General features: G+C 66.7%; 20 protein-coding genes. 10 read left to right on the top strand and 10 right to left on the bottom strand.

Annotated elements, in window-relative coordinates; translation table 11 throughout:
- The first annotated feature begins 4 nt into the window (after positions 1–4).
- The 4 genes from ABD357_RS10020 (at position 5) to ABD357_RS10005 (ending at position 4,727) form a co-directional block, all read left to right on the top strand.
- Positions 5–1,438 carry a sugar porter family MFS transporter gene (locus tag ABD357_RS10020; protein ID WP_344389093.1) on the top strand — a complete coding sequence of 478 codons (1,434 nt, stop codon included), beginning with the start codon at positions 5–7 and terminating at the stop codon, positions 1,436–1,438.
- Positions 1,439–1,501: 63 nt separating this feature from the next.
- Positions 1,502–2,536, top strand: a complete 1,035-nt coding sequence (locus tag ABD357_RS10015; protein WP_344389092.1) for a Gfo/Idh/MocA family protein — start codon at positions 1,502–1,504, stop codon at positions 2,534–2,536.
- Between the two features lie 328 nt (positions 2,537–2,864).
- Complete coding sequence (locus tag ABD357_RS10010) at positions 2,865–3,731, top strand: sugar phosphate isomerase/epimerase family protein (RefSeq protein WP_344389429.1); 867 nt, start codon at positions 2,865–2,867, stop codon at positions 3,729–3,731.
- Between the two features lie 138 nt (positions 3,732–3,869).
- On the top strand, positions 3,870–4,727 hold the full coding sequence (locus ABD357_RS10005; RefSeq protein ID WP_344389091.1) for an NmrA family NAD(P)-binding protein: 858 nt from the start codon (positions 3,870–3,872) through the stop codon (positions 4,725–4,727).
- A gap of 58 nt (positions 4,728–4,785) precedes the next feature.
- Here the strand turns inward: ABD357_RS10005 and pgm are convergent, their stop codons facing one another.
- Complete coding sequence (gene pgm / locus ABD357_RS10000) at positions 4,786–6,426, bottom strand: phosphoglucomutase (alpha-D-glucose-1,6-bisphosphate-dependent) (RefSeq protein WP_344389089.1); 1,641 nt, start codon at positions 6,424–6,426, stop codon at positions 4,786–4,788.
- Positions 6,427–6,579: 153 nt separating this feature from the next.
- On the opposite strand from pgm, the gene ABD357_RS09995 reads away from it, so the two are divergent.
- Together ABD357_RS09995 and ABD357_RS09990 are read left to right on the top strand one after the other, a co-directional pair.
- A complete protein-coding gene (locus tag ABD357_RS09995; protein ID WP_344389088.1) occupies positions 6,580–7,101 on the top strand; it encodes a sensor histidine kinase in 522 nt (173 codons plus the stop codon).
- A complete protein-coding gene (locus ABD357_RS09990) occupies positions 7,098–7,559 on the top strand; it encodes a response regulator transcription factor (RefSeq protein WP_425584791.1) in 462 nt (153 codons plus the stop codon). The genes ABD357_RS09995 and ABD357_RS09990 overlap by 4 nt, the downstream gene beginning before the upstream one ends.
- Before the next feature lie 307 nt (positions 7,560–7,866).
- On the opposite strand, the gene ABD357_RS09985 is transcribed toward ABD357_RS09990, so the two are convergent.
- The 4 genes from ABD357_RS09985 to ABD357_RS09970 all read right to left on the bottom strand — a co-directional run bounded on the left by ABD357_RS09985 (position 7,867) and on the right by ABD357_RS09970 (position 12,422).
- Positions 7,867–8,691, bottom strand: coding sequence for a glutaminyl-peptide cyclotransferase (locus ABD357_RS09985; RefSeq protein ID WP_344389087.1), 825 nt, complete (start codon positions 8,689–8,691; stop codon positions 7,867–7,869).
- A gap of 3 nt (positions 8,692–8,694) precedes the next feature.
- Positions 8,695–9,345: a YveK family protein gene (locus ABD357_RS09980; RefSeq protein ID WP_344389086.1), complete on the bottom strand. Its 651-nt coding sequence runs from the start codon at positions 9,343–9,345 to the stop codon at positions 8,695–8,697.
- 178 nt (positions 9,346–9,523) lie between these two features.
- Positions 9,524–11,035, bottom strand: a complete 1,512-nt coding sequence (locus ABD357_RS09975) for a tyrosine-protein kinase domain-containing protein (protein WP_344389428.1) — start codon at positions 11,033–11,035, stop codon at positions 9,524–9,526.
- Between the two features lie 124 nt (positions 11,036–11,159).
- A complete protein-coding gene (locus ABD357_RS09970) occupies positions 11,160–12,422 on the bottom strand; it encodes a nucleotide sugar dehydrogenase (protein ID WP_344389426.1) in 1,263 nt (420 codons plus the stop codon).
- A 185-nt stretch (positions 12,423–12,607) separates the two neighbouring features.
- Here ABD357_RS09970 and ABD357_RS09965 point away from each other — a divergent pair, with 185 nt between their 5' ends.
- Positions 12,608–13,762, top strand: coding sequence for an NAD-dependent epimerase/dehydratase family protein (locus tag ABD357_RS09965; RefSeq protein WP_344389085.1), 1,155 nt, complete (start codon positions 12,608–12,610; stop codon positions 13,760–13,762).
- The gene (locus tag ABD357_RS09960; RefSeq protein ID WP_344389084.1) at positions 13,750–14,784 is read left to right on the top strand and encodes an MraY family glycosyltransferase; all 1,035 of its coding nucleotides are present in this window, start codon (positions 13,750–13,752) and stop codon (positions 14,782–14,784) included. Before ABD357_RS09965 ends, ABD357_RS09960 begins: the two co-directional genes overlap by 13 nt.
- 44 nt (positions 14,785–14,828) lie before the next feature.
- Here the strand turns inward: ABD357_RS09960 and ABD357_RS09955 are convergent, their stop codons facing one another.
- Positions 14,829–15,806, bottom strand: a complete 978-nt coding sequence (locus ABD357_RS09955; protein ID WP_344389083.1) for an NAD-dependent epimerase/dehydratase family protein — start codon at positions 15,804–15,806, stop codon at positions 14,829–14,831.
- 6 nt (positions 15,807–15,812) lie between these two features.
- Positions 15,813–17,012, bottom strand: a complete 1,200-nt coding sequence (locus ABD357_RS09950; protein WP_344389081.1) for a glycosyltransferase — start codon at positions 17,010–17,012, stop codon at positions 15,813–15,815.
- 276 nt (positions 17,013–17,288) lie between these two features.
- On the opposite strand from ABD357_RS09950, the gene ABD357_RS09945 reads away from it, so the two are divergent.
- Positions 17,289–18,173 carry a class I SAM-dependent methyltransferase gene (locus ABD357_RS09945; protein WP_344389079.1) on the top strand — a complete coding sequence of 295 codons (885 nt, stop codon included), beginning with the start codon at positions 17,289–17,291 and terminating at the stop codon, positions 18,171–18,173.
- A 141-nt stretch (positions 18,174–18,314) separates the two neighbouring features.
- On the opposite strand, the gene ABD357_RS09940 is transcribed toward ABD357_RS09945, so the two are convergent.
- The 3 genes from ABD357_RS09940 to asnB all read right to left on the bottom strand — a co-directional run bounded on the left by ABD357_RS09940 (position 18,315) and on the right by asnB (position 22,912).
- Positions 18,315–19,487, bottom strand: a complete 1,173-nt coding sequence (locus ABD357_RS09940; protein ID WP_344389077.1) for a glycosyltransferase — start codon at positions 19,485–19,487, stop codon at positions 18,315–18,317.
- A 193-nt stretch (positions 19,488–19,680) separates the two neighbouring features.
- Positions 19,681–20,997: a lipopolysaccharide biosynthesis protein gene (locus ABD357_RS09935; protein WP_344389076.1), complete on the bottom strand. Its 1,317-nt coding sequence runs from the start codon at positions 20,995–20,997 to the stop codon at positions 19,681–19,683.
- Positions 20,990–22,912, bottom strand: a complete 1,923-nt coding sequence (gene asnB / locus ABD357_RS09930) for an asparagine synthase (glutamine-hydrolyzing) (protein ID WP_344389074.1) — start codon at positions 22,910–22,912, stop codon at positions 20,990–20,992. The genes ABD357_RS09935 and asnB overlap by 8 nt, the downstream gene beginning before the upstream one ends.
- Positions 22,913–23,186: 274 nt before the next feature.
- Between asnB and ABD357_RS09925 the strand changes: the two genes are divergently transcribed.
- Complete coding sequence (locus ABD357_RS09925; protein ID WP_344389073.1) at positions 23,187–23,957, top strand: class I SAM-dependent methyltransferase; 771 nt, start codon at positions 23,187–23,189, stop codon at positions 23,955–23,957.
- Positions 23,958–23,974 lie beyond the last annotated feature (17 nt).

Below are 23,974 nucleotides of genomic sequence, written 5' to 3'. Positions count from 1 at the left end.
GACCATGGACGTCAGCAAGGACACGGCTCAGGCCCCCACTCCCGCCACCGCCGTCCCGGACGACGCCTCGCCCACGGTCAAGCGACGGCTGCGGGTCATCACGCTCATCGCCACCTTCGGCGGACTGCTCTTCGGTTACGACACCGGCGTCATCAACGGCGCCCTGCCGTACATGACCGAGGACCTCGGCCTGACCCCGTTCACCGAGGGAATGGTCACCAGCTCCCTCCTCCTCGGTGCCGCGCTCGGCGCCGTCACCGGCGGCCGGCTGTCGGACGGGCGCGGACGGCGCCGCACCATCCTCGTTCTCGCCGTGCTGTTCTTCATCGGCGCGCTCGGCTGCACGCTCGCCCCGAACACGGCGATCATGGTCGTGGCCCGGTTCGTGCTCGGTCTGGCGGTCGGTGGCGCGTCGGTGACCGTGCCGGTCTATCTCGCGGAGGTCTCGCCCGCCGAGCGGCGCGGCGCGTTGGTCACCCGTAACGAACTCATGATCGTCAGTGGGCAGTTGCTCGCCTTCACGTCGAACGCGATCATCGCCCGGGTGGGCGATGAGTCGGGCGGCGTCTGGCGCTGGATGCTCGTCATCGCGACCATCCCTGCCGTCGTGCTGTGGTTCGGCATGCTGGTGATGCCCGAGAGCCCGCGCTGGCTGGCCTCCCAGAGCCGCTTCGGCGAGGCCCTGGAGGTCCTCAAGCAGGTGCGCTCCCAGCAGCGGGCCGAGGCCGAGCTCGCGGAGGTGTCCTCGCTGGCCGTGAAGGACGAGCAGGAGAAGCTCGGCGGCTGGCAGGACATGAAGAGCACGCCGTGGGTGCGCAAGCTGATGTTCGTCGGCTTCGGCATCGCGATCGTGCAGCAGATCACCGGCGTGAACACGATCATGTACTACGGCACGCAGATCCTCACCGACGCCGGCTTCGCCGCGGACAGCGCGCTCACGGCGAACATCGCCAACGGCGTGATCTCGGTGCTGGCGACCTTCGTCGGCATCTGGCTGCTGGGCCGGGTGGCGCGCCGCCCGATGCTCATGGCCGGCCAGATGGGCACGACCTCCGCTCTGCTGCTGATCGGCATCTTCTCCCTGGCACTGCCCTCCGGTGACGGCCGGGCGTACGCCGTGCTCGCCATGACCGTCACCTTCCTGGCCTTCCAGCAGGGCGCGATCTCGCCGGTGACCTGGCTGATGCTGTCGGAGATCTTCCCGATGCGGATGCGCGGCTTCGGGATGGGTGTCGCGGCCGTGGTGCTGTGGCTGACCAACTTCGTGATCGGTCTGGTCTTCCCGTCACTGGTCGACGGGATCGGGATCTCCAACACCTTCTTCCTCTTTGTGCTGGCGGGCCTGTTCTCGCTCGCCTTTGTGAAGCGCTACGTCCCCGAGACAAAGGGCCGCACGCTCGAGACGCTGGAAGCGGAACTCAAGGCCCGCTTCTCCTGACCTCCTCCCCCGTGGGCCGGGTTTTGGACGCCGGCCCCGCAAGCCCTTCGAAGGGATACGGCCATGACCGTACGTGTAGGTGTCATCGGCGCCGGAATGATCGGCCAGGACCACATCCGACGCCTCACCGAGGTGGTCACCGGGGCCGCCGTCACCGCGGTGACCGACCTCGACGGCGCCCGCGCCGCCGAGGCCGCCGCCACCGTCGGCGCCACCGTGCTGCCCAGCGGCGCCGAGCTGATCAACTCTCCCGACGTGGACGCCGTCCTCGTCACCTCCTGGGGTCCCACCCACGCCGAGCACGTCCTGAGCGCCATCGCGGCCGGCAAGCCCGTGTTTTGCGAGAAGCCCCTCGCGACGACCGCCGAGGACTGTCTGCGCATCGTCGAGGCCGAGCGCGCCCATGGCAGCCGTCTGGTCCAGGTCGGCTTCATGCGCCGCTTCGACCCCGGCTACCGCCAGATGAAGGAGGTCCTCGCCGCCGGTACCCTCGGCGCCCCGCTGATCGTGCACTGCGCCCACCGCAACCCGACAGTGCCCGACGCGTACCACTCCGCGATGGCGGCACAGGACACGGCGGTCCACGAGATCGACGTACTGCGCTGGCTCCTCGACGACGAGATCGTCTCCGCCCAGGTGGTCACGCCCCGTGCCACGAGCAAGCGGTTCGAGCACCTCAAGGACCCGCAGATCATGATCTTCGAGACCGTGAGCGGGGTGCGTATCGACCTTGAGGTCTTCGTCAACTGCCAGTACGGCTACGACATCCAGTGCGAGGTCGTAGGCGAGGACGGCCTGGTCCGGCTGCCCGACCCGGCCGCCGCGAGCGTCCGTACCGCGGCCCGGCACAGCACGGCCGTCATGCAGGACTGGAAGGTCCGCTTCGCCGAGGCCTTCGACACCGAGTTCCGCGAGTGGATCGCCTCGGTCGCCGCGGGTGCCGAGCCCACCGGCCCGTCCGCCTGGGACGGCTACGCCGCCACCGTCATCACCGACGCCGCCGTCCGCTCCCTGGAATCCGACGGCACCGTCGTCTCCGCCGACATGAAGCCCCGCCCCGCGTTCTACGGAGGTGCCGCTTCACCTTCTCAGCCGTGAAGCGACCGCGCTATGGCGCCCGCCGTCCACACCTCGTCGCGCTCCCGACTGCCCCCTACGACGGGGCGGTCACGGGTCGCATCCACCACGTGACGGCCGGAACGCCATGCGGTGCGGGACCGGTGACAAGGCCCCACGCCAGGAAAGTCCTGGCGACGTCGATCCGGTCGACACCACGTACAACCGTCTCCCCGGCCAGGCCGGTTCGTGCCTTCAAGGGCTCACAGAACGACCAGAGCATCGTACCGGAGACGCTGCGGCGCCACGCGCCGCTTGTTCGAGATCCATTCCGGCCGGCGAGACAGCCGGGCCTACTGAAAGGAACATGGTGAAAATCGCCCTCGACCCCTATATGTTCCGCGCCCTGCCGCTCGACGACATGGTGCGCACGGTCGCCGAACTCGGCTACGAGTACATCGAGTTGTCCCCGCGCGACGACTTCATGCCGTTCTTCCTGCACCCGCGGGCGGACGACGAGCGCGTCGCGGCGTTCAAGAAGTCCCTGCGCACGCACGGCGTTCAACTGTCCTCGGTGCTGCCGCTGTACAAGTGGTCCTCGCCCGACGAGACCGAGCGGCAGACCGCCGTACGCTACTGGAAGCGGATGATCGAGATCACCGCGGACCTCGAATGTCCGCTGATGAACTCGGAGTTCAACGGCCGCCCGGAGCGCGCCGCCGAGAGCGAGGCCGCCTTCTGGCGCTCGCTGGAGGAACTGCTGCCGGTGTTCGAGCGCGAAGGCATCGCTCTGAACCTGGAGGCCCACCCGGACGACTTCTGCGAGGAGAACACCCCCGCGGTCAACCTGGTCCGCGCGATCAACAAGCCCTGGGTGAACTACCTTTACTGCGCCCCGCACACCTTCCACCTCTCGGGGGCGGACCCGACAGCGGACATCGCGGCGATGATGCGCTACGCCGGCGACAAGCTCCAGCACGTGCACATCGCGGACTCCTTCAACCACAAGGGCTCCAGCGGCCTGCGCTACATCCTCAACCCGCCCGGCACCCCGGCCCGTATCCACCAGCACCTGGACATCGGCCAGGGCGAGGTCGACTGGGACACGTTCTTCGGCACCCTGCGCGAACTGAACTTCGACGGCGTCGCCACGTCCTGCGTCTTCGCCTGGGAGGAACGGGCCCGCGACTCCTCGGCGTTCATGCTGGACCGCATCACGAAGGAATTCGCGGCCTGAGATCAGCCGGCGGGATAAAGCGTCGCCTTCCGGCAGTGCTCTCGGCGTACTCCGTAGACCGGAGTACGCCGAGAGCTGCCGCTTCTGGATCGAGCATTGCGGACAGGATTTGACCTAGATGCTCCCTACGGTCGTGTCATGACACAGACGCAGAAGATTCTTGTGACCGGCGCCACCGGAACCGTCGGCCGTCAGGTCGTCGCCGAACTGCTCGCCCGCGGCCACGCGGTCCGCGCCCTCACCCGGGATGCGACGACGGCCTCCCTCCCGGTCGGCGTCGAGGTCGTCCAGGGCGACCTGACCGAACCCGACAGCCTGATCCCGGCCCTGGAGGGCGTCACCGGCCTCCATCTGATCACCTTCGGCGGGCCCTACTTCGCCCCGCTGGAGAGCGGTCCGCGGATCCTGGAGCTGGCCCGCGCGGCCGGCGTACGCCGGATCACCGTGCTGCATGGCGGCGGGCCGTCCCTGCTGGAGGACGCCGTGCGGGCCGACGACGGTGTGGACTGGGCCGTGCTCATGCCGGTCGAGTTCATGGCCAACGCTCTGGAGTGGGCGGACCAGATCGTGGCCTCGGGCGAAGTCCGTGAGCCGTTCGTCTCCCGGCTCAGCGCCATGGTCCACGAGGGCGACATCGGCGCCGTCGCCGCGGTCGCGCTCACTGAAGAGGGCCATGAGGGCCAGGAGTACGTGATCACAGGCCCCGAGCTGCTGACCGTCGGCGACAAGGTGGCGAAGCTTGCCGCAGCCTGTGGCCGGGAAATCGCCCTGGTCGAACTGACCGAGGAGCAGGCCGTCGCCCAGTGGCGGGCGGCGGGCCACCCGGAGGAGGTAATCGGCTTCCTGATCGAGGCGTACGGGAACACCCCGGAGGTGGGTCGTACGGTCGTCGACACCGTCGAGAAGGTCACCGGCCGGCGGGCCCGCACTTTCGCCCAGTGGGCTGCGGAGCACGCGGACGCCTTCACGGCAACCGCCCCCGCAGCCCCGGCATAGCCCCGGCGTAGTTCGTGGGACGGACGCGGAAGGATCCGCATCACCGGTGACGACCGCGTCAGGCGTCCAGCGCCGCGAGCACCACGGACCTGGCCTCCTCCTGGACCTGGCGCAGATGGTCCGGGCCGAGGAAGGACTCCCCGTAGATCTTGTAGACGTCCTCGGTGCCCGAAGGGCGGGCCGCGAACCAGGCGTTGGCGGTGGCGACCTTGATGCCGCCGAGGGCGGCGCCGTTGCCGGGGGCCTCGGTGAGCACCGTGGTGACCGGCTCGCCGGCGAGGGTGTCGGCGGTGACCTGGCGCGGTGAGAGCTTGGCGAGCAGTGCCTTCTCCTCGCGGGTCGCCGGGGCGTCGACGCGGGCGTATGCGGGGGCGCCGAAGCGGTCGGTGAGCTGAGCGTAGTGCTGCGAGGGGGTCTTGCCCGTGACGGCCGTGATCTCGGAGGCGAGCAGGGCCAGGATGATGCCGTCCTTGTCGGTGGTCCACACCGAGCCGTCGCGGCGCAGGAAGGAGGCGCCCGCCGACTCCTCGCCGCCGAAGCCGAGGGTGCCGTCGGACAGGCCTTCCACGAACCACTTGAATCCGACGGGGACTTCGACCAGTGGCCGGCCTACGTCCGCCGCGACCCGGTCGATCATGCTGGACGACACCAGGGTCTTGCCGATCCCGGCGCCCTCGGGCCACCGCTCCCGGTGCGAGAACAGATACGAAATGGCCACGGCCAGATAGTGGTTGGGGTTCATCAGACCCGCGTCCGGCGTGACGATGCCGTGCCGGTCGGCGTCGGCGTCGTTGCCGGTGGCGATGTCGAAGCGGTCCCGCTGCTCGATGAGCGAGGCCATGGCGAACGGCGAGGAGCAGTCCATGCGGATCTTGCCGTCCCAGTCCAGCGTCATGAAGCGCCAGGTGGGGTCGGTGAGCGGATTGACCACCGTCAGGTCGAGCGCGTGCTGTTCGGCGATGCGGCCCCAGTAGGCGACCGAGGCGCCGCCCAGCGGATCGGCGCCGATGCGCACTCCGGCGGACCGGATCGCCGCCAGGTCCAGCACGTTGGGCAGGTCGGCCACATAGGTGCCGAGGAAGTCGTAGCGGCTGGTGCCGGGTGCGGCCAGGGCGCGAGTGCAGGGGATGCGCCGTACGTCCTTCAGGCCGGCGGTGATGATCTCGTTGGCACGGTCCTGGATCCAGGAGGTCGCCTCGGAACCGGCGGGGCCGCCGCTCGGCGGGTTGTACTTGAAGCCTCCGTCGGCGGGCGGGTTGTGCGACGGGGTGACCACCACGCCGTCGGCGAGGTGGGACGTGCGGTTCCGGTTATGGGTGAGGATGGCGTGCGAGACCGCAGGGGTGGGCGTGTAGCCGTCGGCCTCGTCGATGAGGACGGTCACGTCGTTGGCCGCGAACACCTCCAGTGCAGTGATCCGGGCGGGCTCCGACAGGGCGTGGGTGTCGGCGCCGAGGAAGAGGGGGCCGTCGGTGCCCTGGGCGGCGCGGTACTCGCAGATGGCCTGGCTGGTGGCCGCGATGTGGTCCTCGTTGAACGCCGCCGCGAGGGACGAGCCGCGGTGTCCCGAAGTGCCGAAGGCCACCCGCTGCCCTGGCTCGGCCGGGTCGGGGTGCAGCGCGTAGTACGCCGTGACCAGGCGGGCCACATCGATGAGGTCCTCGGGCCCGGCGACCTGCCCCGCTCGCGCGTTCTGCATTTCCCGCTCCTCCGCAAGGGTCGACCGTTGAGTACGGCCCTCATTCTTCCCTGCCCGGCCTGCCGGACGCGCACCGGGCCGCCGTTGTGGACGCTGCCCTTGGACAGTGAAGTCAGTCATCTGCTACGCGCTGACCTGTGGCGACCAACTTGCTTGGCGCTGGCCAAGGCCCGCCGCCCGGACGCCCTGCGCCCCGAGGACCTCAGCCTCTCCGAACTGATAGAGGAGGTGTACGTGAAGGCCGCCGCGCTGGCCGAGCGCCGCCGGCTCCTCGACTTCGCGGAGGACCGGCACCGCGACACCCTCCACGCCGACCGCCAGCTCCCCACCCAGGCCGTGATCCAACTGGCCCAGAACGCCGCTCAGCACACCGAGGAACACGGCCGTATCTGGATCGGCGGCCGGGCCGGAGCCGACATGGTCAAACTGTGGGTCAAGGACACCGGCCCCGGCATTCGGCTCACCGACCAGCAACACCTCTTCGAGAGGTTCACGAGGGCGGAGGCAAGCCGCGGCAGGACCGGAGCGGGCCTCGGACTCGCCATCGTCAAGGCCATAGCCGAGGCGCACCACGGCGAGATCCGGGTGGACAGTGCCCCGGGCCGAGGGGCGACCTTCACCCTGCGCATCCCCTACGTCACGCACGCCCTGAACGGCGCCTCTCACAAACCATGAGCCGCAGCAGACAGACCCACCACCTCCTCATCGCCGAGGACGAGTCCCACATCGCCTCCGACCTCTCGGAACGCTTCACAGCCCACGGCTTCCGCACCACCGTCGTGACCGACGGGGAGGCGGCCCGCCGCGCAGCCATGTCGGGCATATACGACCTGATGGTCCTGGAAATCGGCCTGCCCGGCGAGGACGGCTTCACCGTCGTCACCCGCCTCCGCACGGCGTCCAGTGCCCTCCCGGTCATCATCCTCACGGCCCGGGACGCCGTCGCCGACACGGTGTACGGCCTGGAGGGCGGCGCCGACGACTACATGACGAAGCCCTTCAGCTTCGACGAACTCCTCGCCCGCGTCCGCCTGCGACCTCCGCGAGACCGACAGCTCCGCCTGGGGACCAACTGCTCACGTGACGCTCGGGCATCACGTTGCAGGCTCCGACAGATGACGTCCGACAGCTGACACTTGAGGGCGCGGGCTGCCTTCGGCCCCGCCAGCGCAGTCGCTGTCAACCGCAGGCAAGACGGTGTTGTACGGCAACTGCCGGACCCCGTATCCGCCCCGGCCCTGGCTCGACTGGCCCTCATCTCTCGTCCAAGGCACCGTCCGCAGCGTCGAGCGGCCTCCGGGTCAGCCCTCGACTCATCGGACTGTGCCGTGGTCCACATCGCGGTCAGGATCACGCCCACCGCCACACCGACCATCACCACTTGCGCCAACGGCGCCAACGACTACCCGAGCATCGTCCTCTGTCATCCGGCGACGAATGTCATCCAACGACGAATACGACGCGGAACATCTTGGGCCACCACTTGCCGGTGAGCAGGAACTCGTCGGTGCCGGACACGGCGGCGATGCCGTTGAGCACGTCTGCGTGACGCTCCTCCTCCGCACTGAGCAGGGGCGGCACCGAGATCTCGCCGGTCACCCTGCCGGTGTCGGCGTCGATGCGTACGATCTGGTGGGACGGCCACACATTCGCGTACACGGCGTCGCCGACGCACTCCAACTCGTTCAGCCGTGGCACGGCACGCCCGCGGGAGGTGACGGCCACCTCACCCGTTTTCGTCAGCGTCTTCGGATCCCGGAAGGCGAGCCGGGAGGAACCATCGCTCGTCACCAGCCGCCCACGGTCCCGCTGGTGGCACACCCCCCAGCCCTCGCCTTCGTAGCGGACGCGGCGCACCTCAGCCAGCGTCCGGGCATCACGTTCGATCGCGATGCCGTTCCGCCACGTGAGCTGCCACAGCGTCCGGCCCAGGACGGTGACGCCCTCCCCGAACAACGGAGCCGGCAACTCGACCCGGACGGCAGGGGCCTTGCCGAGCGGCCCGGCACGGAGGGACGACTGCCCCGGCAGGCCTGTGCCTTCGTAGAGCATGCCGTCAGCAGTCTCCAGGCCCTGGGTGAAGGCTTTGGGGTCATGAGGGAGGGTTTCGAGGACCTGTGCCCGCAACCGCTCGGGTCCTCCCGCAGCCTGTCGGCGCCCGTCCACGACGGGGGGCACGGCCCCACTTCTCGCCTGCCAGAGGTGGGCCAGCACACCGCCGATCAGCAAGACGGTCGCAATAGAGATCACGAGCCTGAGTCGCATGCCCTACACCCTGATCGTGGGGGTTCGTCTTCGAGTGTCACCGGACCGGTCCGGCCACTGGACGTGCTGGCCACGGTGAACGGACGCACATGGACAGGGACAGGCGGTACTGCCAGCTTGGGCGGTTCGGGCAAGCCACCGATCGGCGCGGGCCGACAGCGGCCCCAGAACCGGCCCCAACGTCGTGAGGCGTTCGCTGGGCGGTAGGAGTACGTACGAGTAGTGCTCCTTGTCGCCCTTCGTGGAGGCCATGTTGAGGACGCCGCCGAGCATGGTGGCACCAACTCGCTGCAGGGTGCGAACGGCGTCGGCAAAGGTGAGTTGAGAGGGCGTCACCTTCAGCGACACGAAGAAGGTGGAAGTGACCCGGTACTGCGGAGTAGCGGCGAGCGCTCCGATCACCGTGCCCAGCAGCCCCAGCACCAAGACGGCGCGCCAGCGGCGGGCGAGGACGCCAAGGTAGTCGGGCAGATCCAAGATATCCGTCCCAGTTGAGGAAGTCAGTTGGAAATGCGGTAGTCCGAGAAGACAAAATAGAGCGTACAAGCTCAAAAACGTCAATACGTGCATTGCAATGCCGCGGCTGACCGAGACGGGCCTCACCCGGATCCGTACGGCTGCGGCGATCTGCTCCACCAACTCCTCGATCCGCACAAGGCATTCCTGCATCTCCTGCGGACCCGCGCCGAGAGGGGCTGCCCAAAAAAGGTGACTTTGCCCACCCGGACCACTCGCAGACGTTCGCTCCCAGGGCGTAGTTTCCAGGATCGAACGGGCCGAAACCGAGCGAGGGCCGAGTGTGACGATGTTCAACCAAACGGGGACCGTCAATTCATGAAGACTCGCCGGTGTGACCTACCTCTACGGCCGCGTCTCGACCGGCGCCAGCGACCGCCGTTCCTTCACCGACGGTTGCATGCGACCGTCGGCTGGGGACTACCGCCCTGCGCGACGACACAAGCGCGGTGAGCCGCGCTGTCGATTTCTGCTTCGGCCGGTACTTGTACGCGTAGCTGTATGCCTCACCGTCACCTCGTGCCGGCGCGGCATTCAGCACGGCACCCAACACAGGGACGTTGACGCGTTGGAGGACGCGCAAGGCGTCGACGACCTGGCTTCGGCTGGTCCGCCCGGCACGCGCCACGAGAATGTAGCCGTCAATGGCGGGCCCCATCGCTGCGGTGTCGGCGAAGGGCAGCAGCGGAGCAGTATCCACCACGACATGGTCGAACTGCTCGGCGAGAGTGCGCAGTAGAGTGCTGAACTGGGTGCTTCCGAGGAGCTGGGTCGGATTGGGAGGAATCATCCCGCTGGTGAGCACGGAGAAGGACCCTGCCGACTGCAGCACCTGATCCAGCCTGGCCTGGCCAACCAGAGCCGTGGTGAGCCCGGCGTCCCTGACAAGGCCGAGGGCTCGAGCAACCGAGGGGCGACGCAGGTCGCAGTCGATCAGGCATACCTTGGCCCCCTCTTCGGCCAGGGTGGCCGCCAGGTTGACCGACACGCTGCTCTTGCCCTCACGGGGCAGCGGGCTTGTGACGGCGATCACCTTCGGCCGCTGGTCCACTTCCGCGAACTGGAGATTGACGCGGAGCTTCCGGAAGCCCTCCGCACGAGGACAGTGCACGTCGTCGTGCAAGGACACCGGATGTCGTACGGCGCGTGGGTCCTGCACGATGCTGGACAGGATCGGAGGCCCTCCTGCCCCCGCCAGGCACTCGGCGAGTGCTTTGGTGTTACGCACCGAGGTGTCCACTGCCTCCAGTGCGACACCCAGCCCCAGACCCAGAAGCAGACCCATCGTCAGACCGAGAGCAACGTTGAGAGGCATGTTCGGGGACGCGGCCGCGGTTGGCACGGCGGCGGGTTGGGTGACGGTGAGTCGCACGGGAGACGTGGACTGCTCGCCCTCAGTACGTTCCAGCTCTCTGATCACGTAGGCGAAACGATCAGCGACCACGTTACTGATCCGGGCTGCTCGTGCCGCTCGGGTGTCGGTGACGGTCAGACGGATCAGCACCGTGTTGAGAGGCGCCTCAGCCGAGATCCGCTCAGCAAGCTGGGTCGGCGTCATATCGAGCCGGAGGCGCTCTACGACAGGCCCGGTCACCTTCGCGCTGGTCGCTACGTCTGCGTAGGACTGGACTCTCGCCTGGGTGAAGGCGTTCCCCTGATTGAGCTGGGATGTGTCGTCGCCGCCCCGGAGTGAAGCGAACAGCGTTGCCGTTGCCCGGTACTCAGGGGTGGCAATAACGCTTGCCAGGACGCCCGCCACCGTTGCCAGCAAAGTCACAAGGGCGATGACACGCCATCGACGGGAAAGGACTCGTAGGTAATCGCGCAAATCCAAGGTCTTCCCCGATCGGAGCGAGTAGGTGGGACAGTCACCCTAGGACCGCACTGCGTGTTAAGGGCGCATGGCCTCTACGCTCGCCCTTTCGTACCCCAACGCAGTGCGTGGGTTTTTTTCAGAGACGCTCGACGCTATCCGCGTGGCAGCGATTACAGGCGTCGAACACGTAGTCGGAGACGCGCTCCACCATTGCGTAGTCGAAGACGTCGTGGTCAGTGACGATGACCACGGCATCGGCTGCCGCGACCTGTTCCTCCGTGAGTTCCACGCAGAGGATGTCCTCAGGCAGTCGCAGCGGGTCGACATGCGGTTCCACCGCGAGGACGCGCGCGCCCAGTTGCTGGAGTCCGAGAGCCACTGCGACGGCAGGGGACTCCCGAAGGTCGCCCGTATTCCTCTTGTACGCGAGCCCGAGGATCAGGACCTGGCTGCCGTTGACGGGCTTGCGGTTGGCATTGAGACCTCTGGCAACACGCATTACCACATGATCGGGCATATGGGTGTTGATGTCGTTGGCCAGCGCCACGAAGCGGAAGTCGTGCCGAAGCATCTGCTTGACCTGCCACGACAGGTAGGAAGGATCAATGGGCAGACAGTGTCCTCCGACGCCGGGCCCGGGCAGAAAGCGCATGAAGCCGAAGGGCTTGGTCGCCGCCGCGTCGATCACTTCCCAGATGTCGATGCCTAGTGGCTTGCAGAACATCGCGAGTTCGTTGACGAGAGCGATGTTGACGTGGCGGAAAGTGTTCTCCAGGAGCTTGGTCAGTTCGGCCGTCCGGGGTGAGCTGACGGCGACGGTCTGCTCCACGATGCCGTTGTAGAACTTCTCGACATGTCGCAGGGAGGCGTCGTTCACACCGGAGATCACCTTAGGGGTGTTCTCCAGTCGCCAGGTCGGGTTTCCCGGGTCGATTCGTTCCGGGCTGTATCCCAGGAAGAAGTCCTCGCCGGCAAGGAGCCCGCTGCCCGACTCCAGGATCGGGCGGACCACGTGCTCGGTCGTACACGGGTATGTGGTCGACTCCAGGATCACCGTTGCGTTCGGCCGGAGATGCCCGGCGATCGACTCTGCGGCGTTCTCCACGAAACTGAGGTCGGGGGTGCCGTCTTTCAGCGGAGTGGGCACTGTAATGACGCAGACGTCGAAGCCCGCGGCATCCGCGTAATCGGTGCTCAGAAGATAACGGCCCGAGTTGAGGGCTGCCGCTAGCCGAATGGATGTCACATCCTCGACGAGTGACTCGCCGGAGGCCAGACGCTTGATGCGGATCTCGTCCACGTCGAGACCCACGACGTTGTGCCCGGCTTCCACCACACGAACGGCGAGTGGAAGGCCCACGTACCCCTGGCCGACCACCGCGACCTTCGTTTTTCCCATCGACACGACCGCGATCCTCTCTGCCTACCCAGCAGAATGTCTCCGAGGAATACGCCTGGTACTCGTTCGGCGCGGCTTCCCATCCGTCTCTTGAGTGACCTCCATCAGCCAAATGGGCCATGTTGGCGGCCAGGCCACCCGGGGAGTGAAATGGACTAATCCGGCATTCAATTCATTCTATTTGTGTGAGCCCCGGCTATCGTTGCCATGCGTTGCCGGCGTGCATGCGCCCGGCGAGCCCCACCTGCCAAACATGGAGTGTCGGTGTGATGGAACGTCAGAAGTACCTGGTCACCGGAGGAGCCGGCTTCATCGGTTCCCACCTCGTCGATGCACTGCTGGCACGTGGCGAGCCGGTCGTCGTACTCGATGACCTCAGCACCGGACGCCTGGAGAACCTTGCGACGGCGCGCGAGCAACGTCACTTCCAGTTCGTCCACGGCTCGGTGCTGGATGCGTCACTCGTGGACACGTTGGTGAGTGAATGTGGTGGTGTAGTGCACCTGGCCGCGGCCGTTGGTGTGAAACTCATTGTCGAAGAGCCGCTGAGTTCCTTCATCATCAACACCAAAGGCACCGAAACCGTCATCGAGTCTGCTCACCGTTACGGCAGCAGAATCATGATTGCCAGCACGTCGGAGATCTACGGCAAGAACTCCTCCGGACCACTGAAGGAAACGTCCGACCGAGTTCTGGGCAGTCCCTCCGTGCCCCGGTGGTCGTACAGCACAGCGAAGGCGGTGGACGAGATCCTCGCCGAGCTGTACCGCCGGGAGCACGGACTGCGCTCCACCGTCGTGCGGTTCTTCAACACGGTCGGTCCACGGCAGAGCCCCGCCTACGGCATGGTCATCCCGAGATTCGCCCGTCAGGCAGTCCGAGGAGAACCGCTCACCGTCTACGGCACCGGGCGACAGAGCCGCTGCTTCCTCCATGTCGCGGACGCGGTCGAGGCACTCCTGTCGCTGATTGACCTTCCGGATGCCGTGGGTGAGACCTTCAACATCGGAAGCGACGAGGAGATCAGCATTCTGGATCTGGCGGAGCGGACCATCGCCTGCGCCGAGAGCACGTCGTCCGTGCGCCGTCTCTCGTACAGCGAAGCCTACGGACCCGAGTTCGAAGACATGGAGCGTCGGGTCCCCGACACCACGAAACTGAGGGCCTTCACAGCCTGGCAGCCGCAACGGAATCTCGACGATGTGCTGGCGGACGCGGTCGCGGATGCCCGGAGCGAGATGAGGCAGCAGGTGGGTGGGCTTGTCGTGGAAGGACCAGCCAACGGGGAGGCGGGCAACCCAGCCGTTCAGACCGTGCTGGCGGGTCCATGTTCGGTCTGAGTCCCTGGCTGGTGTCGGCATTCGCGGGACTGGGTGCTCTCTTCATCGCCGCCCTGCTGACCGAGCCACTGCGGCGACTGGCCCTGCGTGGCGGATACACCGACCAGCCGAGCGCGCGCAAAGCCCATGAACGTCCCACGCCGTATCTCGGCGGTATGGCGGTCGCGTTCGCCACTCTGGCCTCCGCGAGTGTGCTCACACTCGCCGCGAAAAAGACCGACGCAACGGTCGGCGTCATGCTCACAAGCGCCGCGCTCATCGCCGTCCTCGGCCTTGCCGACGACGTGCGTCCGCTCAGCATTCGTTGCCGGCTCTGCGTCGAGGCGGCGGCGGCCCTGGTGGTGGTTCTGTGGTGTGGCCATCCCAGTCTCTTCGGCACATGGCTCGACGTGGTTCTCGCGGTCGCGTGGATCCTCTTCACCACCAACGCGTTCAATTTGCTGGACAACATGGACGGAGTGGTGTCCACCGTGACCGCGGTCACCGCAGGATTCCTCTGCTGCGCCGCTCTCTCCGTCGGTCTGGTCGGCACCGCCGCGGTCATGGCCGCTCTGGCCGGGGCCTGCGCGGGCTTCCTCTTCCACAACTGGCATCCGGCGCGGATCTTTCTCGGTGACGCGGGCTCACTCTTCGTGGGCTTTCTGGTGTCGTCCGTCACTGTGACTCTGCACCGGGACAACATCGGCCTTTCCGGGTACACCAGTCTGCTGCTCATCACCTTGGTCGTCACCGCGGACACCGTCCTGGTCATGGTCGCGCGACGCAGACAGGGCAGACCCGTGCTGCAGGGCGGCAGGGACCACATCGCCCACCGGCTCCAGCGCCTCGGACTGACTGTCCGCCAGGTGACCGTTGCCATTGGGTCCTTCGCAGCCATGACGTGCCTGACAGCAGTGCTCGTCATGCTCAAGGTCTTCCCGCAGGACACCGTGCTGGTCACGGTTGTCACGGTGACCGCTGTGGCCTGGGTCCTGCTCCTGAGAGTCCCTGTGTACAGCGTAGGAGGGGACGGACAGAGCTGAGGGGAGCCACAGTGACCGCACTGTGGCTCCCCTCGGGCTTCTCGTCAGCCCACTTCCACCGGGAGGGACCCGGCCGACGGCAGCGCTGCGTACTCGGGCATGGTGCGGAACCAGCGCACCGTCTCGGCCAGTCCGCGCGCCAGCGGCACTTGGATGACGTCGGGGAACAGACCGCGCACAAGACCGTCCGCGGCCTGCGAGTGGCGAACGTCTCCCGCCCTCGCCCCCTCGTGCCGGATGTCGGCCGGTGATCCGACGATGTCCGCGAGCTGCCGGGCGAGGTCGATGACGGGCACCCGCGTACCGAAGGCCAGGTTCACCGGGCCAGGACAGGTGACCTTGCGCAGGACCGCGTCGGCCAGCACCTTGACGACCGTTCCGACATACGTGAAGTCCCTCGTCTGCAGTCCGTCGCCGTGGATCCTCACGGGCGCGCCTAGCAGCATGGCATCGATGAAGGCCGGGATCACGGCGGCATAGACGTGGCCGGCCGACTGCAACGGTCCGTAGACATTGAAGAACCGGAACGCCAGAACCGGGAGGTCGAACGAGGCACCGTAGGAAAGGACATAGGCCTCGGTGGCGAGCTTGCTCGCGGCGTACGGGCTCAGCGGTCGGGTCGGCAGATCCTCGTGTTTCGGAAGCGCGGGGATGGCTCCATAGACCGAGGATGACGAGGCGGCGACCACCGGGAGGTGTGCGCGCCGACATGCCTCCAGGACGTTCACCGTCCCGGTCGCGTTGACGTGATGAGTGGCGACAGGGTCAGCCAGCGAGCGTGGCACGGACGGGCGGGCCGCGAGGTGGACGACGGCGTCCACCCCGGTCACCAGGCTGTCGAGAAGATCGGGGTCGAGGATGCTGCCCTCGACCAGTTCGGCGTCGACTCCCGCCAGGTTGGCCGCGGACCCCGTGCTCAGATCGTCCAGCGCGATGACCTTTCCCACGGACGGACGCGAGGCGAACTCCCGGCACAGGTTGGCCCCGATGAACCCGGCGCCTCCGGTCACAAGAACGTTCAACAGTGCTCACCTTTCGGATAGGGATGCGGGCCACCAGCCCCGGGCGACGGCGATGGAGGTGTACAGCGCTTCCGTGTCAGCCGTCAGACGTTCCTCGCCGAAGCGCAGGGCGGTCCACGTACGGGCCCGTGCGCCCATCTCCTGGCGCAGGCGCTCGTCACAGAGCAGGCGCACCGTGTGCCGAGCGAGTTCCGCGGACGAAGCTCCCGCCAGGAGTCCCGTCTTTCCGTCGCTCACGACCTCGGAGACGCTGCCCACGTTGGCGGCCACCACCGGCAGCCCCGCCATTCCTGCCTCGATCAGGCTGACCGGCATGCCTTCGTTGTCGGAGGTCAGCAGCACTATGTCGGCCGCCGCGTACACGGTCTCCACGTCCGCGCGCCAGCCCAACAGATGGAGCGAGTCACCGAGGTCGGTGACCGCCTCCGGATCCGGCCGCAGGTCGCCCTCCCCGCACACCACGAAATGTGCCGCAGGTACGGCACGGCGCGCCTCGCGGGCCACGGCGAGAAAGCGGTCGGGCCGCTTGATTTGGGTAACGCGACCTACATAGGCCACCACGGGGCAGTCCGGCGGAAGTCCGAGCGAGCGCCGGGCTTCCGAGCGCTCGGGCGCCGCCGCGAGCCTGGTGCCGGGCGGTACGACGGCGTACTGCGCGGCCTTTCCGACGCCTGCGGCGACGAGGTCGTCCCGCACTTGGCTGCCCACGGCCACCAGCCGATCGGTGACGGCCGCCAGCCTGCGCTCGGTCTGCACCACGACTCGGGCCTTTGCCGGGGAGAAATACCCGTGCAGGAGATGGCCGTGAAAGGTGTGCACCTTTGACGGAACACGCGCCAGTACGGCCGCCGCCCGCCCGAGTGCGCCCGCCTTCGCCGTGTGCGTGTGGACGATGTGGGGCCGGAATCGACGTATGGCTGCCGCCAGTTCGAAAACGCAGCGCACATCGTCCGAGGGCCGCACGGCCCGCCCCAGCCAGTTGAGCCGATGAACCGGCAGGTCTGGTGCCCGCTGATGCAGATAGTCCGCTTCACCGGGTCCCACACATCCGGTGATCAGGCGATGGTCGAATCGCTCGGTGTCCAGCCCCCGCATGAGCGCCGAGATCTGGACAGCCGGACCACCGATATTCATTCTCGTGATGACCCTCATCACGCGCAGGCGAAGAATGCCGGAACTCGCGGTTCGGTGCGTGGTGGTCGACATGTGCCAAATATTAAGCGGAGCGCTCCCCAGTATCTGTCAAGGGCTCGAAGTATGCTTCCGCTGATTTGGCCAGCAAGCTCGGAAAAACCCTCAAGAGGCCGGGAAGGATCGCCGAGGGCCGGTATTCGGTCGATTTTCGTATCCCATACCGCAGAGTCGACGCCCTTCTCGGCCGGCGTCTGATATACCGCGTCAGTACGCATGTTCATGTGGCGTTGAGCACGAGGTGCTGCGGGCGTCCGCAGTGAATGCTCTCAGGAGGAAGGAGGCCATGAGGTGATCGACTGCACCAGTGAGGTAGAACAAGGCAGACGTTTCGCCTTCGGCCGCAACTGGCAGGAATTCAGCCGGTTGGTCGACGATGGTCGTATCGCTGCGGCTCGGGAGTCCCTCGTGGTGGCCTTGGGAACGAGCGACCTTGAAGGGCGCACATTCTTGGACATCGGCTGCGGCAGCGGGCTGTTCTCGCTGGCGGCGCTCCAACTGGGCGCGAAGGTGCATTCCTTCGACTACGATCCCGACGCGGTGGCGACCACCGGGCGACTGCGCGACCGGTACGCGCCCGACAGCGACTGGCGCGTGGAGCAGGGGTCGGTGCTGGATTCCTCCCTGATCTCCCGCCTCGGACAGTTCGACATCGTCTACTCCTGGGGAGTGCTGCACCACACGGGCGCGTTGTGGGAAGCGCTGGACACCGCCTGCCAGCTGGTTGCCCCCGGCGGGTTGCTGTATGTGTCGATCTACAACGACCAGGGGCGACGCAGCCGCATGTGGAGGCGAGTCAAGCGCACCTACAACTCCTCCGGCCCGGTGGCGCGGGGCCTGCTGGTCGCCGGCAGCAGGGTCTATCTGACTGCTCCCTCGCGCGCGATCGCCTTGTTGAAGCTGGCCAAGACCGGTAAGCGTCCTGCCGGCCAGGACCGACGTGCTCGCGGCATGTCCGCCCGTTACGACCTCATCGACTGGGTCGGTGGCTATCCCTTCGAAGTCGCCGCTCCGGAAGAGGTGTTCCGCGTGGGTCGGCGCCACGGGCTCGAACTGCGTCATCTCAAGACGTGCGGAGGGGGCTTGGGCTGCAACGAGTACGTTTTCGCCTCGCTCGCCGACCGGGGCACCGCTGGGCCCGCCCCCGCGGCTCGCGACGCGACAGCGGTGGTCTGACCGACCTCACGAACTGGGCGGCCTGCAAAACCCGTATCGGGGCTGCCTGGACCGCTCGGCGCCGACCACATCAGGGACGACGAGGGCGCGGCCGTTTTGGCCGCGCCCTCGCAGCGATGCTGGCCCGGCCGTCGCCCGCACTCAACCGGCGGATCGGCGTTGCAGCAGCTTCCGGTACAGACCGATGTGCCGTTCCACCATGGTGTTCACGCTCAGGTGTTCAAGAGCCCACTCCCGGGCAGCGTTCCCCAGCAGGGCTGCGGCGGCACGGTCGGTGAGCATCTGATGCAGGCCCTGCGCCAGCGCTTCGGTGTCGGCCGGGGGAACCAGCAGACCGCGACCGCGCAACAGCTCGGCCGTTCCCCCCACATCGGTGGCCACCACGGGTCGGCCCACCGCCATGGCCTCCATGACCGCGTTGCTCAAGCCTTCTTGGAGGGAGGGCAATACGACGACGTCTGCCCGGGTGAGGAAGGCCGCCACATCCCGGCGGTGGCCCAGAAAGCGCACGTCGATGACCAGGAGATCGGCCTGTCGCTGCAGATCGGGACGTAGGGGACCCTCACCAATCAGCACAAGGGTGCAGGGCAGCCCGCGTTGCTGCAGTCGGCCGACGGCGTCCAGCAGGTAACGATGCCCCTTGTAGGCGCGGAAATTGGCCACGCACAACACGACGGGCAACTCTGTGCTCAGGACAGCCGGAGTGGCCGGCTGGAAGTCCCCCTCATCCATCCCATTGTGAATAACAGCGATCTTGTCTCGCGGCAGGCCTTCCTGGCGTCGGGCATCCTCGGCGACGGCATGCGCGTTGGCCACGACGAAGTCGGTCATGCTGGTTGCGACCCGTTCCACGGCCATCAGCATGCGACGTCCTTCCTTGAAGGTGCCCAGGCTGCGTCGCCCGGCAACGTACACCGGAACCCGTGCCAAGCGGGCCGCGGGAGCTCCGAGGATGTAGCAGTGGAACAAGTAGGCGTGGAAGACCTGAGGCCGTGTGCGTCGCAGGTGGGTCATGAGTCGGACGAACGCCCGCCCGCCGACCGCGATGTTCCTCACGAGACCTCTGAGATCGGACCATGGCCGGATCCCCCGGCATCCCAGGCTGACGATCAACACGCCGGAATCTGCCAGTTCTGCCTCACGCGGTCCTCGTCTTTCGGACAGCACCAGCAGCGTGGTCTCAATACCTCGCGCAGCCAGGCTACGAGCGAGCATCACAACCTGCTTCTCCGCACCGCCCAGTCCCAGCTGACCGATCATCAGGCAGACCCGCGACACTTCCTCATCGCCCACGGCAGTCCGGGCGATCGGCACTGCCCGTGCGTCGCGGTTCCCAGCCACCGATACCACCATCCAACCAGTAGTTAGGGCACGACAGAGCGTGCTCTTCTTCTCCAGCCTCTCAACCTTTCTTGTTCTCGTATCAAACGCGACGCGCCGTCGTCCGGGTGATGGGCCGTCGTCCGAGTGACACACCGCAGAAGCCACGGCCACCAGAGCGAGTCGGCTATCCAGGCGGCGGTGATGGCACGGCTTGCTTATGTGGCAGACAGCGTCGCACTGCCGCAAAGAGCGCGAGCGCGTCTGCGGTCGTGGGGAGGAGAACCCGCACCGCAACACCGGCCTCCCTGGCAAACAGTCCCGTCTGGAGAGCAGCCAGCAACGTGTATGCCAGCGAGGAGGCGACCGCAGAGCCCGCGGCTCCCCACAAGGGAATCAGCAGTAGGTTCAGCGCGATGTTGACCGTGAGGGCGATCACAGCCGGGACGACGACCAGTCGCGCACGGCGCAGGCGCAGCAGGTAGGCGCTCGGCAACCTGCTCGCTCCCAGAGCCATCACGCCCGGAGCCAGCAGCGCCACGAGCGGTGCCGCACCGGCATACGCCTCGCCGTACACGGAACTGACCAGCACCGGTGCACTCAGTGCCAGGACCAGAGAAGATGCGAGAGCCAAGAGGACAGCGATCCGGGTAATCCGGACGGTGACGTCAGCGGATTCGGCGGCGCTGAATGCGAACTGGCGGTTCAGCATGAGCTGCGAGAGGACATCGGACAAAAGACGGCTGTACCCGGCCAGGGTGACCGCCAGTGTATAGATGCCCACTTCCTCCGCGTCGGTGAATGCCCCGAGAAGAAAGACGTCCGCGTACAGCAGGAGGAAGACCGACGCGGGACCGAGGTGGTACCGGGCGCCGGTGACCACGGTCGTGAGTACGAGACTCAGGTTCGGGCGGCGAATCACCGTACCGCCCATGGTGGTGAATACGAGTAACTGAACCGCTTCCGAGGCGATCCAGGCAGCGATGGCCAACATGGGTGTCAAACCAACTGTGGAAGCCAGCACCAGCAACATCACGCATTGAATGAGTGAACGGGCCAGCAGCGCCCGGTTCACCACATGCGAACGGCCCCGTAGGAGCACAACGTTGTTGGCGTAGTTGACTGCGACACCCAACGGCACGCCCAGGCAGGCCACGGCCACGATCGACAGTCCCGGCAGATGGAGCACATCCGCGCCCAGCGCGGCCACGCATGCTGTGCCGGCAAGTCCGCTCAACGTTCCGAGCACGAGTCCGAGAGGAACGCTGTTGCCCGCGAGTGACTTCCGTCGCTCGGGGTCCGTCCACAGCGCGCTCTGCGCCTGTTCCACGGACAAGTGCCCAACAATGATGGATGTGGTGGCGACGGTGACCGCCGTGGAGTAAACACCCCGACCGACGGGTTGCAGCGAACGGGCAATGACGACGCTCGCGAGAGCAGCCAGCACGAGACACGCCGCCTGGCTTCCCACCATGCCAAGCGCTTGCCGCGCTCTGTCAGCCACGGCATCCAGGGACGCCCGCGGGTACGGCGGCGTCCGTGACGTGCGGCCCGTCCGCGCAGGTGCGGTGCCACAGCTCAAACTGCAGCAGCGCCCAAAGCCGACTGGAGTGGTCGCGCCCGTCGAGGTGACTGTGCAGCAACCGCCGCACCTCCTCCGGCCGGAAGAGGCCGCGCGAGCGCGCGGTGTCGTCGGTCAGCAGATCGAAGGCCAGCGGTCGCAGTTCTCCGCGCAGCCAGTCGGCCAGAGGCACCCCGAAACCGGCCTTCGGCCGACTGAGCAGCTCGGGTGGCAGCCATGGCCCCATCGCCTTCTTCAACAGCGCCTTGGTCACCTGGCCGTCGACCTTCCACCGGCCAGGAAGGCCGACGGCCCACTCCATCAGATGGTGGTCCAGGAATGGGGAGCGGGCTTCGAGCGAGTGAGCCATGGTGGTGATGTCGACCTTGGCGAGCAAGTCCCCCGGCAGATAAGTGTTGACGTCGACGTCCATGAACCGGCTGACCGCGTCGACGGCACAGGAGTTGGTGTGGGCCTGGTCGATGAGCGCGTAGCTGTCGACACCGGCCACCTGCTCACGCAGCGCCTCAGTATACAGCGCCACCTTCTCCCCGCTGGTGAAGAGGGACATCAGGCTCGCGTATCGGCGCTGTGGTGTTTCGCCCAGAAGCCGCAGCACCCGACCGGCTGTACTCAGCCGGGACCGGAAGGCCGCTCGCTCCTCCAGTGTGGAACCGACGCGTGTCAGTGAACCACGCAGCCGGGTGGGGGGTTGCATTCGTCCCATTTTCTCCATGAACGCATAGCGACGGTACCCACCGAAGCATTCGTCTCCGCCGTCGCCGTTGAGCGCTACCATCACGTGCCGACGGCTCAGTTCGGCCACGAAGAACGAGGGGATGGCCGAAGAGTCGGCGAATGGTTCATCGAAATGCCGGGTCACGGTCGCCAGCACTTCGCGCGCAGCCGACCCGGTCACGACGGCCTCGTAGTGATCAGTTCCATAACGCCGGGCCACAGACGCCGCGTAGGACCGCTCGTCGAAACGCCGGTCGTCGAATCCGATGCAGAACGTCTTCACGGGCTCGCTGCTGAGCCGCGCCATGGCGGCCACCACCGCGGATGAGTCGATGCCGCCGGACAGAAACGCCCCCAGCGGACGCTCACTGACCATGCGGACCCGTGTGGCATCCAGCAGCAACTGCCGGACCCGCTCCTCTGCCTCACGCTCGTCGTGCGCCGGCCGCGGGGTGAAGTCCAGCTTCCAGTAACGCCGCAGCCGCACGTCGCCCTGTTCCCACACGAGAAGGTGCCCGGGAGGCAGCTTGTGAATGCCGCGATAGATCGACCACGGTGCGGGGACGTACTGGAAGGTCAGATAGTGATGAAGGGCCACCGGATCCAGGTCTCGAGGCACCGACGGATCGGCCACGAGAGCCTTCAATTCCGACGCGAATGTCAGCGAGGCCCCGGCCTGCCGGTAGAACAGCGGCTTCTTGCCCACTCGGTCCCGTGCGAGCAGCAGCCTGCGTCGCGACGCGTCCCAGATCGCGAGCGCGAACATGCCTCGCAGATGCTCAACCAGGTCATCGCCGTGTTCCTCGTACAGGTGGACGAGCACCTCGGTGTCGCTGACGGTGGCAAAGCGGTGCCCGCGCGCGACCAACCGGTCCCGCAGCTCCATGAAGTTGTAGATCTCACCGTTGAAGACTGCGGCGATGGTGCCGTCCTCGTTGTAGACGGGCTGGTCGCCGCCGGCCACGTCGATGATGGCGAGCCGGCGCATCCCCAGGGCCGCGTTGGCGTCGGTGTGGTAGCCCTCCCCGTCGGGCCCTCGATGGGTGATGAGGCGGCACATCTCCCGCACCAGTTCAGGGCTGGGAGGGCTGGTGGACACGATTCCGGCTACACCGCACATAGACAGCTCCCAACATGACGCATGGCCAGGTGACAGTCCGCCGGCTTCCCGGCTCACCTTCTCCTCGGGCCGACCATCAAAGCCTGAGACATATCACATAGACACGGACATTCCGCCGACCCTCGCTCGCACCGGCAACCACTGCCAATAGGGAGCATCACCGTGTGCTCTGATCCGGCGACCTCTTCGGCCCAGCGGCGTCAACGTCGCAAGCGGTCCCGAAGATCGGGTTATGGTCGCCGCACTTGACCGATGGCTGCACGTGGGAGCTGAAATGGCGATCGACGCCCCTCAAACGCTTGGCAATCAGTCAATGACTTCGACATGCCAAGCCATCCTGGCTGGCCGTGGTGGGCTTGGTCGGGGTGACCGCGTGTTGGACTTCGGATGTGGCTCGGGCCGACATGTCCGCGAGTTCGCTGCCGCGGGCTACGAGGTGATGGGAGTGGACAGGCCCGTGGACCAATTGGTCGCAGCGTGGGGAGACCTACCGGCGGACGACAGGGGGAACCTGCACTTGTCTGACGCGGGAGGAAACTTCCCATTCCCCTCCGAATCCTTCGACTTCTGCTACTCGACCTCCGTTCTCGAACACGTGATGAGCTACGACAAGCCGATCAGTGAAATCGCTAGGGTTCTTAAACCCGGCGCCTGGACGTTGCACGTCTTCCCTGCTCGCTGGCGGCCGGTGGAACCGCACATCTTCACGCCCTTCGGCGGGCGGTTCCAGCAGCCCGCGCTCATTTCACTGTGGGCGAAGCTCGGTATCCGTAACTCCTACCAGCGGTGTCTCAACGCTGCCGAAACCTCAGCGCGGAATGTCGAATACAGTAGGTGCGGCATCAACTACCCGACAAAAAGGGAGATTTCACAGGCTTTCGGTCGTAACTTTTCGCGAGTCGAGTTCGTAGAGCGTGAATTTGTCATGGCGACGCGGCAGGTCAGTCGAGTATCCGGACTTCTCGCTCCTGTAATCTCATGGCCCGCGGTCGAGTCGCTGTACCGGGGCTTTCATACTCGGGTCGTGCTCGCACGCAAGGGCTAGACCGCCTTCCCAGTGGC

Source organism: Streptomyces vastus, assembly GCF_039532825.1.
In the GTDB taxonomy this organism is placed as follows: Bacteria; Actinomycetota; Actinomycetes; order Streptomycetales; family Streptomycetaceae; genus Streptomyces; species Streptomyces vastus.
Note: the sequence above shows the minus strand (reverse complement) of the source record. Positions and strands in the feature narration are given on the sequence as shown.